This window comes from Arthrobacter nitrophenolicus, from assembly GCF_000332815.1.
In the GTDB taxonomy this organism is placed as follows: Bacteria; Actinomycetota; Actinomycetes; order Actinomycetales; family Micrococcaceae; genus Arthrobacter; species Arthrobacter nitrophenolicus.
Genome location: NZ_AOFD01000008.1, coordinates 77,017 through 91,562, shown reverse-complemented (window position 1 = coordinate 91,562; position 14,546 = coordinate 77,017). Strand labels below are relative to the sequence as shown.

The following is a 14,546-nucleotide window of genomic DNA, read 5'->3' as shown; positions in this document are numbered from 1 at the left end:
GACTCATTCGACATGTTGATGCACGAGTTGTGCCCTATTGGCTGCCCGGCCAATAGGATTGCGAAAGTGCCTTTTCGACCGTAGGAGCAGCAAATGTACGTGGGACCCGGGGATGTCCTTCACTTGGTCAGGTCCGGAAAAGCAGTCACCCGCGGCGACATCCAGGAAGAGACCGGCATGTCCCGGATGACGGTGGCACAGCGCGTAGACGCCCTCCTGAAGGCCGAGCTGATCCGCGAGGCCGGTGCTGCCAGGCCTTCCGGCGGACGGCGGCCCACCCACCTTGCCTTCAACCTGCAGCATTCCTTCACCATTTCGGCAACGGTGGAAACAACGTCCAGCCGGGTGGCACTGACGGACCTCGACGGCACCGTCATCGCCGACGAACACGTGGACACCGCCGTCGACGACGGGCCGGAAAAGGTCCTGCGCGCCATCATGGACGCGGCGCAGCGGCTGCTGAAACAGACCAGGACCCCCGTGTCCAAGGTTTCCGGCGTGGGCCTGTCCATTCCCGGTCCCGTGGATCCGCATACCCTGCGTCCCAGCCAGCCGCCCATTATGCCTGGCTGGGACGCCTACCCCGTCGTGGAACTCATCCAGGACACCTTCGACGTTCCGGTACTGGTGGAGAACGACGCCGACGCCATGGCCGTCGGCGAGTACACCGCCGGTTTCAAGGGCACGCCGTCGCTCTGCCTGGTGAAGGCGTCCACCGGCATCGGCACCGGGCTGGTGATCAACGGCGAGATCTACCAGGGCGTCGACGGCGGCGCGGGCGACATCGGGCATGTCCGCCACCCTGCATTCTCGGCATTGCAGTGCCAGTGCGGCTCCTTCGGCTGCCTGGCGGCCGGCGCCAGCGGCGGCGCGATTGCCCGGCAGCTCACGGAGCTGGGGATCCCGGCGTCGTCGGGCAAGGACGTGCGCCAGCAACTCCTCGCCGGAAACCTCGACACGATGCGGCTGACCCATGAGGCCGGCCAGCGGCTGGGCGAGGTGATGGCCACCGTGGTGTGCCTGCTCAACCCGGCCGTGCTGCTGATCGCCGGGGACCTTGCCTCGTCGTCGCTGATCGGCGGCATCCGCGAGACGCTGTACCCCATGTCCCTCCCCCGGGCCACCCGGCACCTGGACGTCCGGCTGGCGGCCCTGGGCGAGGATGCAGGCATCCGGGGCATGTCCTCGCTCCTGGTCAACCAGGTGTTTTCGCCTGCAGCGGTGAACGCCCGGCTCTCCTGACCATCGCTGGTGACTTCCGTCCGCAAGCCTTGTAGTGTCGGCAGCGGACGGCAAAACCCGGCGATTTCGATGGCAAGGAGCGGACCATGGCAGTCAACGACGACGAAGCACAGGTACTGGACCAGTGGAGCAACCGGCTGGCGCAGGCCCTGCAGATCCTGGACCTGAAAGTGGACCACGAGCTGCTCCTGGACCTGGCCCGCAAGTCCGCGGGCAACGTCATCCACGCGGCAGCGCCGGTCACCACGTTCCTGGTGGGCTACGCCGCCGGGCTGGACGCGGGGACGGGCAGCGCCGGAACGCGGGAGGCGTCGTCGGCTGCCGTGGAGAAGGCCGCCGGGGTCGCTTTCCAGCTGTGTGAGGACGGGCCCGACGGCGGTCCGGCCAGCCGGGGCTGGGCGGACACCGGGCAGTAACCAGCCGGTGGTTGAGCCTGTCGAAATCAGGGTTTCGACAGGCTCAACCACCGGATACGGGCTCAACCCACCGGTTAGCCCCAGGCGGTGGGCTCCTCCTCCAGCACGGGCACAGGTTCGAGCCGGACAATAACTGCCTTCGACGCCGGCGTCTGGCTTCCCTCCGCCACGCTTTCCAGCGGCACCAGCACGTTCGCCTCCGGGTAGTACGCCGCCGCGCAGCCGCGGGCCGAGGGATAGGACACCACGCGGTAGTTCCGCAGCACCCGGTCCACCCCGTCGGAGTACACGCCGTGGATGTCCACGTGCTGCCCGTCAGACAGCCCCAGTTCCGCCAGGTCTGCGGGGTTCACGAACACCACCTCGCGGCCTTTCTTGATTCCGCGGTACCGGTCGTTGTGGCCGTAGATGGTGGTATTGAACTGGTCGTGCGAGCGCATGGTCTGCAGGATCAGGGTCCCCGCAGGGCGTTCCACATGCTCCAGTTCATTGACCGTGAGGATTGCCTTGCCGGTGGGCGTGTTGAACGTCCTCGAGTCGCGGGGGCCGTTGGGCAGGATGAACCCGCCGTCCTGCCGGACCTTCCGGTTGTAGTCCTCGCAGCCGTTCACCACGTGGGAGATGTGGTCCCGGATCAGGTCATAGTTCTTTTCAAAGCCGGCCCAGTCCGCGGAGGTCCGCCCGCCCACGGTGGCGGCGGCGAGCCGGCAGACGATGGCCACCTCGGAGAGCAGGCCCGGGGCCACCGGCTCCACGGTTCCGTGCGAGGCGTGCACGGCGCAGACGGTGTCCTCCACGGAGACAAACTGCGGCCCGGACTCCTGCCGGTCGATCTCCGTCCGGCCCAGGGTGGGCAGGATGAGCGCCTCGGCGCCGGTGACCGCGTGCGAGTGGTTGAGCTTGGTGGAGATCTGGACGGACAGCTCCGTCTTCTCCATCGCCTCCTCCGCGGCGTGCGTGTCCGAGATGGCGCCCACGAAATTGCCGCCGAGCGCGATGAATACCTTGATGCCGCCGTCGCGCATGGCCCGCACGGTCTGGACGGCGTCCAGGCCGTGCTCGCGGGGCGGTTCAAAAGCGAACTCCTGCCCCAGGCGTCCAGGAAGGCGGGGGGCATCTGTTCCCAGATCCCCATGGTCCTGTCGCCCTGGACATTGCTGTGCCCGCGGATGGGTGAAGCGCCGGCGCCCGGCTTGCCCATGTTGCCGCGGAGCAGGAGCAGGTTGATCATCTCCTTGATGGTGGCCACGCCCTTTTTCTGCTGGGTGATGCCCATCGCCCAGGTGATGATCACCCGGTCCGCTGCGATGTAGCGGGCCGCCAGTTCCTCGATCTCCTCCAGGCGGAGCCCGGTGGCTTCCAGCACGGTGGCGTCGTCCAGCCGGGCAAGGTGGGCCCGCAGCTCCGCCAGCCCGTCGCAGTGCTCCTCGAGGAATTTGTGGTCCAGCACGGTCCCGGGATGGGCGTCTTCGGCTTCGAGGACGCGCTTGGAGATGGCCTGCAGCAGCGCCATGTCCCCACCGATCCGCACCTGCAGGAACTGGTCGGCCAGGTCCGTGCCGCGCCCGATGATGCCCTTCACCTTCTGCGGGTTCTTGTACCGCATCAGCCCGGCCTCCGGCAGCGGGTTGACGGCCACGATCCTGCAGCCGGCTTCTTTGGCTTCCTCCAGGGCGGTGAGCATCCGCGGATGGTTGGTGCCCGGGTTTTGTCCCATGACGATGATGAGGTCAGCTTTGGCGAAGTCGTCGTAGGACACCGTTGCCTTGCCCACGCCGATGGTCTGGCCCATGGCCCAGCCGGAGGACTCGTGGCACATGTTGGAGCAGTCCGGCAGGTTGTTGGTGCCGTAGGCGCGGATGAACAGCTGGTAGAGGAAGGCGGCCTCGTTGGAGGTCCGGCCGCTGGTGTAGAACGCGGCCTGGTTGGGGTCAGGGAGAGACGTCAGCTTGTTGGCGATGATGCCGAATGCCTGGTCCCAGCTGACCGGACGGTAGTGGTCCTCCCCCGCCGGTTTGTACACCGGTTCGGTGAGGCGGCCTTGCATGCCCAGCCAGTATTCCGAGCGGTCCCGCAGCTCGCTGACAGGGTGTTCGGCCCAGAACTCCGAGCCGATGACCACCGGCGTTGCCTCCCAGGTCACCGCCTTGGCCCCGTTTTCGCAGAACTCGAACGTCTTGCGGTGGCCAGGGTCCGGCCAGGCGCAGCTCATGCAGTCGAAGCCGTCCTTCTGGTTCAGCGCCAGCAGGGTCTTCCGCGACCGTTCCACCCCCATGTGCTCCAGCGCCGGCTTCATGGAGTAGTAGACGCCGGGCACCCCGGCAGCCCAGGTTTTAGGGTGGCCGGTCACTTCCAGTTCGGACTCGTCGGCTTCGTCGACCTTCGGGTTCTTGCGCGTCACGCTGCACACTCCTCGGCTGATTCCTGGTCCCCATTACCCACGGCATCCGCCGGCGGACCAGCTTCTTCCACAGTTGTTCAGCAGGTCATGGAAGTCAAGGGATGCACGACGGCGGCTCCCGGCTGGCGTAGGCTGGTTCCCGCGGCTGAAGCAAGCGGCTGCGGGACCCACTGCGCGGAGCTGCCTCTACATGTCCGACGATCTTGCCCTCGCCGCCCTGGCGTCGGCTTCCTTCTCCCTGCCCTCATTGCGGGACGGCCAGCTGGCCGGCATGAGCGCCCTCACTGCCGGCCGCGATGTCCTGGCCGTGATGCCCACCGGGTATGGCAAATCCGCCATCTACCAGGTGGCAGCCCAGCACCTGCACAATACAACGGGACGCCCCGCCGTCGTGGTGTCACCCCTCATCGCCCTGCAGGAGGACCAGCAGGATGCCCTGGCCGGGGACCTTGGCCCGGGGGCCGCCGTCGTCATTAATTCCTCGCACAGCGATTCCGAGGTGGCGGCCGCCTGGCAGGCCGTCGAGTCCGGGAAAGCCACCTTCGTGTTCCTGGCCCCCGAACAGCTGGCCAAGAAGGAGACGGTGGACCGTCTGGCCGCCCTGGACATCTCCCTGTTCGTGGTGGACGAGGCACACTGCGTTTCCTCCTGGGGCCACGACTTCCGCCCCGACTACCTTGGCCTGGGCAGCGTCCGGGAACGGCTGGGCAACCCGCCCGTGGCGGCGCTCACCGCCACCGCGGCACCGCCCGTGCGGGACGAGATCGTGGCCCGGCTGGACATGCGGAACCCGCTGGTGCTGGTGCACGGTTTTGACCGGCCCAACATTTCCCTGGATGTGGTCCGCCACCACGAGGACAAGGGCAAGCGCAAGGCTGTGCTTGAGCAGGTCGCGGAGTTCGCGCGGGACGGGCACGGGCTGCTCTATGCCGCCACCCGGAAGGACACGGAGAAGTACGCCGCCAAGCTTGCCGGGCTGGGGCTGCGCAGCGAGGCGTACCACGCGGGCAGGTCGGCCGCGGACCGGGAACGGATCCACGAGGAGTTCCTCCACGACAGGCTGGATGTGGTGGTGGCCACCACCGCCTTCGGGATGGGCATCGACAAACCCAACGTCCGCTTTGTGGTCCACGCGGACATTCCGGAGTCGCTGGATGCCTACTATCAGGAGATCGGCCGGGCAGGGCGGGACGGGAAGCCCGCCGCGGCGGTGCTGCACTACCGGTCCGAGGACCTTGGCCTGCGGAAGTTCTTCACCACCAGTTCCCCGGACCCGGAACGCCTCCTGGCGGTGCTGAAGGTCCTCAAGGCCGCGCACGCACCCACCCCCAAGTCCTCCCTGGCTGAATTGACAGGGTTCCCCGCCCGCCGGGTCACCGGGCTGCTCAACCAGCTTGAGGAGGCGGGCGCCGTCGCCATCGGCAGACGGGGCGTCCGGCTCGCCTCCAAGGCCAAGCTGCCCGCCCTGGTGGAGGACGCCGTCGAACTTGCCGAGGCCCGGCAGCGGGTGGAGCAGTCCCGCCTCACCATGATGCGGGCCTACGCGGAGACGGACGGCTGCCGGCGGCAGTTCCTGCTGGGCTACTTCGGTGAGGACCTGCCCGACCCGTGCGGCAACTGCGATGGCTGCGCCGCGGCGGCCGGCCGGCAGGAGGCAGCACAAGCGGCGCACGATGGCGGCGGACCGGACAGCGAGATGCCGTCGGACAAGAAAAACACGGCAAAGAAGAAGGGCCCGTCAGGGAAGAAGGAGCAGGCTGCCAAAAAGCAGGGGGCGAAGAAGCGAGCGGACGATCCGTTCCCGCTGCAGTCCACGGTGGTGCACAAGGAATGGGGTCCCGGCCTGGTCATGCGGCACGAGGATGACGTCATTACCGTCCTGTTCGAACAGGAGGGATACAAGACCTTGTCGCGTTCGGCCGTCGTGAAGCATGAACTGCTCAAGCCCGCGTAGGCTTGAAGCATACTGACGACGAAAGGCCTGCCGCGTGGAAGTACCCTCCATAGTCTGGATCTTGACCATCGCAGGAATCGTTGGCCTGCTGGCCTTCGACTTCTTCTTCCATGTCCGGAAGGCCCACACGCCGTCCCTTAAGGAAGCCGCCGTCTGGTCCGCCATCTATGTGGGCATCGCGGTGCTCTTCGGGCTGGGGGTGCTCATCCTGGGCGGCACCACCATGGGCGCGGAGTATTTCGCGGGGTACATCACGGAGAAGGCGCTGTCCGTGGACAACCTTTTCGTCTTCCTCATCATTATGGCCAGCTTCCGGGTGCCGCGCGCTGACCAGCAGAAGGTACTGCTGTTCGGCATCGTCTTCTCCCTGATCGCCCGCACGGGGTTCATCCTCCTGGGCGCCGCGCTGATCAACAGCTTCGCGTGGGTGTTCTACATCTTCGGCCTGATTTTGCTGATCACCGCCGGCAACCTGCTCAAGCCGGGCAGCCACGACGACGACGAGTCCGAAGGCCTGGTGGTCCGGCTCGCCAAGAAGTACCTCCCGGCGTCGGCCCACTACGACGGCGACAAGCTCTTCACCATGGAGAACGGCAAACGGTCCTCACCCCGATGCTGCTGGTGATGGTGGCGATCGGCGGCACGGACATCCTGTTCGCCCTGGATTCCATTCCGGCAATCTTCGGCCTGACCCAGAACGTGTTCATCGTGTTCACCGCCACGGCCTTCTCCCTGATGGGCCTGCGGCAGCTGTTCTTCCTGATCGACGGGCTGCTGGACCGGCTGATCTTCCTCTCCTACGGCCTTGCCGCCATCCTGGGCTTCATCGGCGTCAAGCTCATCCTGCACGCGCTCCACGAGAACACGCTGCCGTTTATCAACGACGGCGAGCATGTGAACGTCGTGGAGGTGAGCACCGGCGTTTCGCTGTCCGTCATCCTGGGGGTCCTGGTGGTCACGGTGGTGGCCTCCATCTTCAGCCCCAAGGGCAAGGCCAAGAACGCCGTGTCCGGAGCCAAGCGGCATGCCGTGGAGTATCTGGACCTCAACTACGAGACGGACATGGTGGAGCGGGACAAGATCTTCGCCCGGATGTGCCGCGAGGAGGACCAGATCCGCAAGCTTCCGGAGAAGTACAAGCGGCTGATCCGCAACGAGACCGAGTTCCTGGAACTGCTCCGGAGCGCCCACGACGAACACGACAAGGCCCAGGTCCGCGCGGACGCCAAGGGCTGACCCGCCCGGCACAGCAGGGGCAGCGGACGACGGCGGGAGGTCCCGCCGTCGTCCGCTGCCCTTTGAGCGGGTCTACTGCGGCTCGCATGCCTTCAGCGATCCGGCGTGCTGGCGGGCTCCGTCCGCGACGAAGTGCCCGAAGGTGTCATAGTCAAAGGCCTCGGCCACACCCTTGTAGTAGTTCACGTCCAGCGTGCCCGCCGTCGCCTCGGTGGAGACGATGATGCCTACGCAACTTGCGCGATTATTTGCTGCCTGGGCCGGGGCGGCCCCGGCGGTGAAAGCGAAGAGCCCTGCTGCGCAGAGCAGGGTGAAACGGCGGACGTGGGTGTTCATGGCTTGACCTCTTCACAACGATGGGGATCCCCATCAAAGGCTGGCATTGTCTGCGGCCGCCGCCGGCAGTCCGGCGGAACAACCAGACGGACCTTCGTTGCCCCCAGTGCGCGGACCAGACGCGGCGTCCCGTGACGGGAACGCCTTCGGCTACCACTGCGGGCGTGCTGACCAATGCGCGCCCGTGAGAAGAGTACTGCTGCTGCCGGCCGGCGTCCACGGGTTTTTGCCCGCCCCGGGGGCCGGGACGGGCGTATCCAGCTGCGGTTGAGCTACCGCCCGAGCCGGGCCGCCTCGCTGGCCAGTACCCTGATCCTGGCCCAGTCCTTGGCGGCGACGGCGGCTGCCGGAGTCAGCCAGCTGCCGCCCACGCAGGCAACATTCGGCAGCTTCAGGTAGTCAGGCGCGGTGGCCAGGCTGATGCCGCCCGTGGGGCAGAACCGGACGTGCGGGATGGGTGCCCCGATGGCTGACAGGTAGCCGGGGCCGCCGGCAGGACCGGCCGGGAAGAACTTCATGGTGTCCAGGCCCTGTTCCAGGACCGCCATCACTTCGCCCACCGTGGCCACGCCCGGCAGCACCGGGACGTCCAGGGCGAGCATCGAGCTGAGCAGGGCGGGGGTGACGCCGGGGCTGACCAGGAACCGGGCGCCCGCCGCCACGGCGGCATCGGCCTGCGCCGGCGTGAGGATGGTGCCGGCTCCCACCAGGATCTCCGGGACTTCAGTGGCGATGAGCTTCAGCGATGTCAGGGCTGATTCGGTCCGCAGCGTCAGCTCGATGATCTTCACGCCGCCGTCGGCCAGCGCCCGGGCCAGAGGGACGGCGTCCTGGGGTTCGTCGATGGTGACCACCGGAATCACCGGTGAGACGTTCAGGACGGCGGAGGCATCAGCCATGGTTGATCTCGTTTCCCAGGCCTTCCGGCCCGTTGTTTTCCAGAATGCGGTACCAGTGCAGCAGCAGTCCGGTGAAGCCCTCGTGCTGTGCCAGGTCCTGGTCGAAGGCGGGCCGGAAGCCCAGCAGTGCCGGCACCACGTCCTCCGGCATCCGGGTGGCTGGCAGGACGGCATGGAGTCCGGCGGCAAGCGGATCGTTGAGATCCGCCGCCGGGGTGATTGCCACATGCCGCATCCAGGCCGCAATGGCCAAGGCGGCCCAGCGAGGTTCCCGCCCGGCGTCGAAAGTTCCCCGGATGGTGGGGATCAGGCGCAGCCCGATTTTCTGCGACCCGTCGCTGCCCACTTTCGCTGTGGTGTGCCCGAGTGCGGGGTTGGCGAAGCGGCGGAGCACCTCGGCACAGTACTGCCCGCCGTCCAGCCCGGCAGGCAAGGCAATGGTGGGGAGCGCTTCCTCAAGCATCATCCGGCGGCACGCGGTGCGGAAGGCGGGGTCGGCCACGGCGTCGCTGATGGTTTCCTTCCCCGCTGCGAGGCCGAGGTAGGCCAGCATCGAGTGGCTGGCGTTGAGCAGCCGCAGCTTGGCAGCTTCCCAGGCCGGCACGTCGGCGCTGAAGAAGGCACCGGCGTCCTCCCAGCGCGGGCGGCCGGCGGCAAAGTTGTCCTCGATGACCCACTGTTTGAAGGGCTCGGCCACCACGGCCGCTTCATCCCGCAGTCCCAGTTCCTGTTCGACGGCGGCCAGATCGCCTTCCGTGCTGGCCGGCACCATCCGGTCGACCATGGTGCTGGGGAAGGTCACGTTGTCCTGGAGCCAGGCCAGCAGCGACCCGCTTTCCGACGTGGGAAGGGAAGCAGCGAAGCCGCGGACCAGTGTCCCCGTCAGTTCGCCGTTGCCCGGCAGGTTGTCGCAGGACAATACAGTGACCGGACCTGCCCCGTTCAGGGCGCGTTGCTGCAGTCCGCGGGTGATCTGGCCGATGGCGGTCCGTGGCGGTTGACCGGCAAGATCAGCCTGGATCTCGGGGTCGTCCAGGTCCAGGGTGTGGGTCCGGGGATCGAAGCGGTAGCCCTTTTCCGTGATGGTGAGCGTGACCACCTTGGTGGCTGCAGCGGCGATCCGTTCCACCACCAGTTCCGGGGTGTCCCGGCCGGAGATGGCTTCGACGATACTGGAAACGACGCGCGCCGGGGCTGCGCCGTCGCCGCGTTCGGCCACGGTGAAGAGCCCGTCCTGCGGGGCTAGCTGCCTGGCCACGGTGTCCGAGCGCTGGGTGACGCCGATGATGCCCCATTCGTAGTCGCCGGCAGCGAGCATGGCGTCTTCGGTGAACACCGCCGTATGGGCGCGGGCGAATGCGCCCAGGCCCAGGTGCACGATGCCCGGCTGCAGCTTTCCGCGTTCCAGTGCCGCCTGCCGGCCGTGTCCGGCCAGGGTTTCAAGGCTTAGGCGTGCGATGGCAGCTCTCCCTTCACGGAGTCATGGGCGGCCGCGGAGACCCCCGCGGCGGCATGCGCCCGCGTCTGGTCAAAGGAGGGGATGAATCCTGTTCCGCCCTTGCCGCCCACCACCAGTGACGATGCCGCGGCACCGTAGCGGGCCGCCGTCGGGAAACTGTCCCCCAGCACCAGCCGGGCGGTCAGCGTTCCCACGAACGAGTCCCCAGCGCCTGTTTGGTCCACCACGGCCGGGGCAGGGATCGCAGGGACCCACACGGAGCCGTCCGCGGACTCGAGCTGGACGCCCTCGGCCCCGCACGTGACGGCAACAAGATCCGTGCCCTGCGCCAGCAGCTTGCCGGCCGCTTCCCGGGGCGACGAAGCCCCCAAAAGGATGCTTGTTTCGCCGGGGAAGCTGGGCGTGACCAGGAAGGCCCGGGGCGCGAGTTCGGCGAGTACCGCCGTCGCCTCTTCCGCAGTGGTGAGGCGGGGACGGAAGTTGGGGTCGAAGACAAAACGCGTGGCCAGGCCCGCGGCCTTGACGACGGCGGCGCGTGACGTTGCCGAAACCGCGCAGGCGATGCCGCCCGCGACGACGGCCCCCGCCGACTCGAACACGCTGGGGTCGACGTCGTCCGGGCCCAGGGTGGAGCCGACGCTGCCGCTGCGGGCATAGGAGAACTCACGCTGGCCGTCGGGGTCGCAGTGCACCAGGTAGACGCCCTGCTGCCCGGACCGGAACTTCAGCAGATCCGTGGAGATGCCAAGTTCCGCGATCCTGGCGGCGATCGCCTTGCCCAGGTCGTCGTCGGTCAGGACCGCGAGAAGCCCCACCCGTGCGCCGGCGGCCGCTGCGGCCGCCGCCACGTTGAGGGCGTCGCCGGAGATACCCAGCTGCGCAGGAACCCCGTGGCCGAAGGCCTGGTCGGTGGCGACTTCCACGAGGATCTCCCCCATGGCCACCACATCAAAGTCATCCCGGGTTGCTGCTGCGTTCACCAGTCGTGCACCGATCCGTCGAGCCGGCGGTTGACCGGCAGGTATTTGGGGTCGAAGGGGAAGCGCGCGGCGGCTGCCTCGTCGAACTCTACGCCGATGCCGGGAGCATCACCCGGGTGCATGTAGCCGTCGTTGAAGGTGTAGGAGGTCTTGAAAACCTCGTTCGCCGGCTCCCGGTGGCCCATGTATTCCTGGATGCCGAAGTTGGGGATGCTCATGTCCACGTGCAGCGCCGCGGCGAACGACGCCGGTGAAAGGTCACCGGCTCCGTGCGAGCCGGAGCGCACGCCGTAGAGGTCCGCGAGCGAGAAGATCCGCCGCAGGTGGGTGATGCCGCCGGCGTGGGACACCGAGGTGCGGATGTAGTCGATCAGGCGTTCGGTGATGAGCTGCTGGCAGTCCCAGATCGAGTTGAACACCTCGCCCACCGCGATGGGAGTGGTGGTGTGCTGGCGGATCAGCCGGAACGCCGACTGGTCCTCCGCAGGGGTCGGGTCCTCGATCCAGAACGGGCGGTACTGCTCCAGGGAGGCGCCCAGCCGGCCGGCCTCGATGGGGGTGAGCCGGTGATGGACGTCGTGCAGGACGTGGATGCCGTAGCCGAACTGCTCCCGGACGTGCGCCATCATCTTCGGCGCGAAGTCAAGGTACGCGGTGGTTTCCCAGGTGTCTTCCTGCGGAACGTTGCTGCTGGCAGGCTCGTAGAGCTTTCCGTCCACCGGGGCGATGCCGTAGGTCTTGTCCAGGCCGGGAACGGCGGCCTGGGCACGGATGGCCTTGTAACCGAGGTCCAGATGGTGCTGGAAATCCTCGCTGAGGTCCTCCAGGGTGGTGCCGCTGGCGTGGCCGTAGACCATCACGCCTTCGCGGGCGGCGCCGCCGAGGAGTTCGTACACCGGCATGCCTGCGGCCTTGCCCTTGATATCCCACAGCGCGACGTCGATGGCCGCGATCGCGGTCATGGTCACCGGTCCGCGGCGCCAGTAGGCCCCCTTGTAGAAGTACTGCCAGGCGTCCTCGATGCGGCGTGCGTCGCGGCCGATCAGCAGCGGGCACAGGTGGTCGGCAAGGTAGGAGGCCACGGCCAGCTCCCGGCCGTTGAGGGTGGCGTCGCCGATGCCGGTAATGCCGTCCTCGGTCTCAATTACGAGCGTGACATAGTTCCGTCCGGGCGACGAAACCACTACCCGTGCGTCGGTGATCTTCACTGGTTGGTCCTTCAGGTTCGGTGGGGTATGCAATGCAGGTCGCAGTAAGTGTCGTTTTGAGGGCTCAAAACGACACTTACTGCTACTCAGTTGGGTTAGCGGTCGGACGTGACGCTCTGGCCCGCGTGTGCCTGTGGAAGCGCCCAGTCCGCGTATTCGCGACCGCCCAGTCGGCGGGGTGCGGTTTCCGGAAGCAAGCTGAGGCAGACCACGCTGACCAGGATGAGGGCCGAGACATAGATGGCCACGCCGCCAATTGCACCTCCGGAGGCTGCCAGCAGGGCAGTTGCCACCACGGTAAAGGGTCCGCTGGCGATCATGGCACCGAACTGCCACACCACGGAGACGCCGGTGTATCGGCCCTGGACCGGGAACAGCTCAGGGTAGTAGGAGGCCTGCGGGGCGTAGGTTCCGGCATGGCCAAGTGCCAGACCTGCGATCAGGATCGCCACGATGGGGAGTGCGTCGCCGCTGGCGATGGCGCTAAAGGCAGGCCAGATGAGGATGAGGTTCAGCAGTGCGGCTCCGAGGAAAATCTTTTTCCGGCCGAAACGGTCGGTGAGATGTCCCCAGATGGGATCATGATCAGTTCGGCCACGATAGCGATAATGATCGCCTGCAGGACGAAGGCAGAGTCATTGCCCAAGTGCTTGGAGTAGGCCACCAGGAACACGGTGTAGAAGGGGAACACTGCAGCCTCAACGAACTTCGACCCCATACCCAGGAGGACCTCACGGCGGCTGTTCTTGAAGACCACCTTCATGGGGGCTTGCTGGGCTGCGGCGTTCTCCTTTACGGCCTTGAAGGTTTCCGATTCATCCACCCGAAGCCGAATGTACAGGCCTACGGCTACCACCAGAATGCTCAGGAGGAACGGGATGCGCCATCCCCAGGCGAGGAACTGGTCCTCAGAGAGCTGGGTGGTCAGGAAAGCGAACAGTGCGGAAGGCACAAGGTACGCAGCAGGTGACCCCAACTGGACCAAACTGGCGTAAAAGCCCCTGCGGTTGGGCGGGGCCGCTTCGGCTGTGAGCAGGACAGCGCCGCCTTGTTCACCGCCGACGCCAAAGCCTTGGATCAGCCTGACGAAGACGAGGATGACAGCAGCCCAAAGGCCGATAGTTTCGTAGGTGGGAAGCAGCCCGATAGCGAAAGTGCCGAGGCCCGTGAGCAGGAGCGTATAAACAAGGGCCTTCTTGCGCCCGATCCGGTCCCCCACCATGCCCCAGACGATGCCACCCAGGGGCCGGGCAAAGAAGCCTACGGCGTAGGTGGAGAAGGCTGCGAGTGTTCCCAGCAGCGGATCGATCTCGGGGAAAAAGATCTTGTTGAACACCAGCGCGGAGGCTGTGCCATAGATGAAGAAGTCGTAGTACTCCGCCATTGTGCCTATGAAGGACGCAGCAGCGGTGCGCCGCACCTTCTTAATGTCGTGCTGCGCCGGCGCGCCGGCAACCGCACCGGTTCCTGGCTTTGAAACGTCCATTTTTTGCAGTCCTTCTTCCTTGGAGGCTGGGGATCCGGCAGGCCCGTCAATTCGGTCGCGCTGTCGGAGGAAAAGAGGTTTTGTTTACGATGCCCGACATCTCTGGGTGCCGTTTGCTGACTACCATACAAGCACTACCATTCTAGTTTGTCAACGGTGGCTAGACTGGTCCCATGGCTACCGGCAAGAGCGATAAGGGGCAGATTCCACGACTGTCCGTTCGCGACCAGACACTCGAGGCGCTGCGGCGCCGCATCATTTCCCTGGAGCTTCCTCCCGGTGAACCGCTGTCCGAAAATGAGCTGGCCCAGGAGATGGGCGTCAGCCGGACACCCGTCCGCGAAAGCCTGATCCTCCTGCGCGAGGAAGGCCTGGTGCAGGTTTTTCCGCAAATTGGTTCCTTTGTGTCCTTGGTGGACCTTTCCAGGGTTGCGGAGGCCCAGTTCGTCCGCGAAGCCATCGAATGTGCTTCCCTGCACGACTTTGCAGCCGACGCCGCGGGAATTTCCGGCCTCCGCGACATCCTGGCCAGCCAGCGCGGTGCCGAAGCCAAGGGGGACATCGAGGAGTTCTTCCGGCTGGACGAGGATTTCCACCGCGAACTGCTGCGCCTGGCCGGCCACGAATCGGCCTGGACGGCGGTCAACTCGGCAAAAGCGCACCTCGACAGGGCACGACGGCTCAGCCTGATCGACACGCGTCCGGTGTCCACCCTCATCGAGCAGCACACCGCCGTGGTGGATGCCCTGGAAGCCAGGAATGTTGCCGAGGCGGACAGCTCGCTGCGGCTGCACCTGCGCGGCGTGTTCGAGGACGTTAAACGGATCCAGGCGTCCTCCCCCGACCTCTTTTCCGACGGCACCGCCCGCCGCCCCGTCCGCAGGAACGTCGCCCGGCTCTCCTAGGGCTGTATTGTCGGCCCCTATTGC

Annotated in this window: 11 protein-coding genes and 2 pseudogenes; 5 read left to right on the top strand and 8 right to left on the bottom strand. The window is 66.5% G+C overall.

Going from position 1 to position 14,546, the window contains the following annotated elements; all coding sequences use genetic code 11:
- Positions 1 to 93: 93 nt before the first annotated feature.
- Positions 94 to 1,242, top strand: coding sequence for an ROK family protein (locus tag G205_RS04675; protein WP_009356960.1), 1,149 nt, complete (start codon positions 94 to 96; stop codon positions 1,240 to 1,242).
- An 86-nt stretch (positions 1,243 to 1,328) separates the two neighbouring features.
- The gene (locus G205_RS04670; RefSeq protein WP_009356959.1) at positions 1,329 to 1,658 is read left to right on the top strand and encodes a DUF6457 domain-containing protein; all 330 of its coding nucleotides are present in this window, start codon (positions 1,329 to 1,331) and stop codon (positions 1,656 to 1,658) included.
- Between the two features lie 74 nt (positions 1,659 to 1,732).
- Here the strand turns inward: G205_RS04670 and G205_RS04665 are convergent.
- Positions 1,733 to 4,059: pseudogene (locus tag G205_RS04665) on the bottom strand (FdhF/YdeP family oxidoreductase).
- Positions 4,060 to 4,249: 190 nt separating this feature from the next.
- On the opposite strand from G205_RS04665, the gene G205_RS04660 reads away from it, so the two are divergent.
- Both G205_RS04660 and G205_RS04655 read left to right on the top strand, forming a co-directional pair.
- Positions 4,250 to 6,013: a RecQ family ATP-dependent DNA helicase gene (locus tag G205_RS04660; protein ID WP_009356958.1), complete on the top strand. Its 1,764-nt coding sequence runs from the start codon at positions 4,250 to 4,252 to the stop codon at positions 6,011 to 6,013.
- A 34-nt stretch (positions 6,014 to 6,047) separates the two neighbouring features.
- Positions 6,048 to 7,249 (top strand): annotated as a pseudogene (locus G205_RS04655) (TerC family protein).
- A gap of 72 nt (positions 7,250 to 7,321) precedes the next feature.
- Here the strand turns inward: G205_RS04655 and G205_RS04650 are convergent.
- The 7 genes from G205_RS04650 to G205_RS04625 all read right to left on the bottom strand — a co-directional run bounded on the left by G205_RS04650 (position 7,322) and on the right by G205_RS04625 (position 13,617).
- On the bottom strand, positions 7,322 to 7,585 hold the full coding sequence (locus tag G205_RS04650; protein ID WP_009356957.1) for a hypothetical protein: 264 nt from the start codon (positions 7,583 to 7,585) through the stop codon (positions 7,322 to 7,324).
- A gap of 272 nt (positions 7,586 to 7,857) precedes the next feature.
- A complete protein-coding gene (eda, locus tag G205_RS04645) occupies positions 7,858 to 8,484 on the bottom strand; it encodes a bifunctional 4-hydroxy-2-oxoglutarate aldolase/2-dehydro-3-deoxy-phosphogluconate aldolase (protein ID WP_009356956.1) in 627 nt (208 codons plus the stop codon).
- Positions 8,477 to 9,862 carry a mannitol dehydrogenase family protein gene (locus tag G205_RS04640; protein ID WP_009356955.1) on the bottom strand — a complete coding sequence of 462 codons (1,386 nt, stop codon included), beginning with the start codon at positions 9,860 to 9,862 and terminating at the stop codon, positions 8,477 to 8,479. The genes eda and G205_RS04640 overlap by 8 nt, the downstream gene beginning before the upstream one ends.
- Before the next feature lie 68 nt (positions 9,863 to 9,930).
- On the bottom strand, positions 9,931 to 10,881 hold the full coding sequence (locus tag G205_RS04635) for a sugar kinase (RefSeq protein WP_052014040.1): 951 nt from the start codon (positions 10,879 to 10,881) through the stop codon (positions 9,931 to 9,933).
- Between the two features lie 38 nt (positions 10,882 to 10,919).
- Positions 10,920 to 12,131 carry a D-mannonate dehydratase ManD gene (gene manD, locus G205_RS04630; RefSeq protein WP_009356953.1) on the bottom strand — a complete coding sequence of 404 codons (1,212 nt, stop codon included), beginning with the start codon at positions 12,129 to 12,131 and terminating at the stop codon, positions 10,920 to 10,922.
- 95 nt (positions 12,132 to 12,226) lie between these two features.
- Positions 12,227 to 12,649, bottom strand: a complete 423-nt coding sequence (locus G205_RS22485; protein ID WP_235046787.1) for an MFS transporter — start codon at positions 12,647 to 12,649, stop codon at positions 12,227 to 12,229.
- On the bottom strand, positions 12,643 to 13,617 hold the full coding sequence (locus G205_RS04625; protein WP_235046785.1) for an MFS transporter: 975 nt from the start codon (positions 13,615 to 13,617) through the stop codon (positions 12,643 to 12,645). The genes G205_RS22485 and G205_RS04625 overlap by 7 nt, the downstream gene beginning before the upstream one ends.
- Positions 13,618 to 13,790: 173 nt before the next feature.
- On the opposite strand from G205_RS04625, the gene G205_RS04620 reads away from it, so the two are divergent.
- Positions 13,791 to 14,522: a GntR family transcriptional regulator gene (locus tag G205_RS04620; protein WP_009356952.1), complete on the top strand. Its 732-nt coding sequence runs from the start codon at positions 13,791 to 13,793 to the stop codon at positions 14,520 to 14,522.
- Positions 14,523 to 14,546: the final 24 nt, after the last annotated feature.

Bases quoted from the DNA above. Each gene is read 5' to 3' on its own strand.
- G205_RS04675 (WP_009356960.1), top strand. From the start codon at position 94: ATGTACGTGGGACCCGGGGATGTCCTTCACTTGGTCAGGTCCGGAAAA.
- G205_RS04670 (WP_009356959.1), top strand. From the start codon at position 1,329: ATGGCAGTCAACGACGACGAAGCACAGGTACTGGACCAGTGGAGCAAC.
- G205_RS04660 (WP_009356958.1), top strand. From the start codon at position 4,250: ATGTCCGACGATCTTGCCCTCGCCGCCCTGGCGTCGGCTTCCTTCTCC.
- G205_RS04650 (WP_009356957.1), bottom strand. From the start codon at position 7,585: ATGAACACCCACGTCCGCCGTTTCACCCTGCTCTGCGCAGCAGGGCTC.
- eda (WP_009356956.1), bottom strand. From the start codon at position 8,484: ATGGCTGATGCCTCCGCCGTCCTGAACGTCTCACCGGTGATTCCGGTG.
- G205_RS04635 (WP_052014040.1), bottom strand. From the start codon at position 10,881: ATGGGGGAGATCCTCGTGGAAGTCGCCACCGACCAGGCCTTCGGCCAC.
- G205_RS04625 (WP_235046785.1), bottom strand. From the start codon at position 13,617: ATGGACGTTTCAAAGCCAGGAACCGGTGCGGTTGCCGGCGCGCCGGCG.
- G205_RS04620 (WP_009356952.1), top strand. From the start codon at position 13,791: ATGGCTACCGGCAAGAGCGATAAGGGGCAGATTCCACGACTGTCCGTT.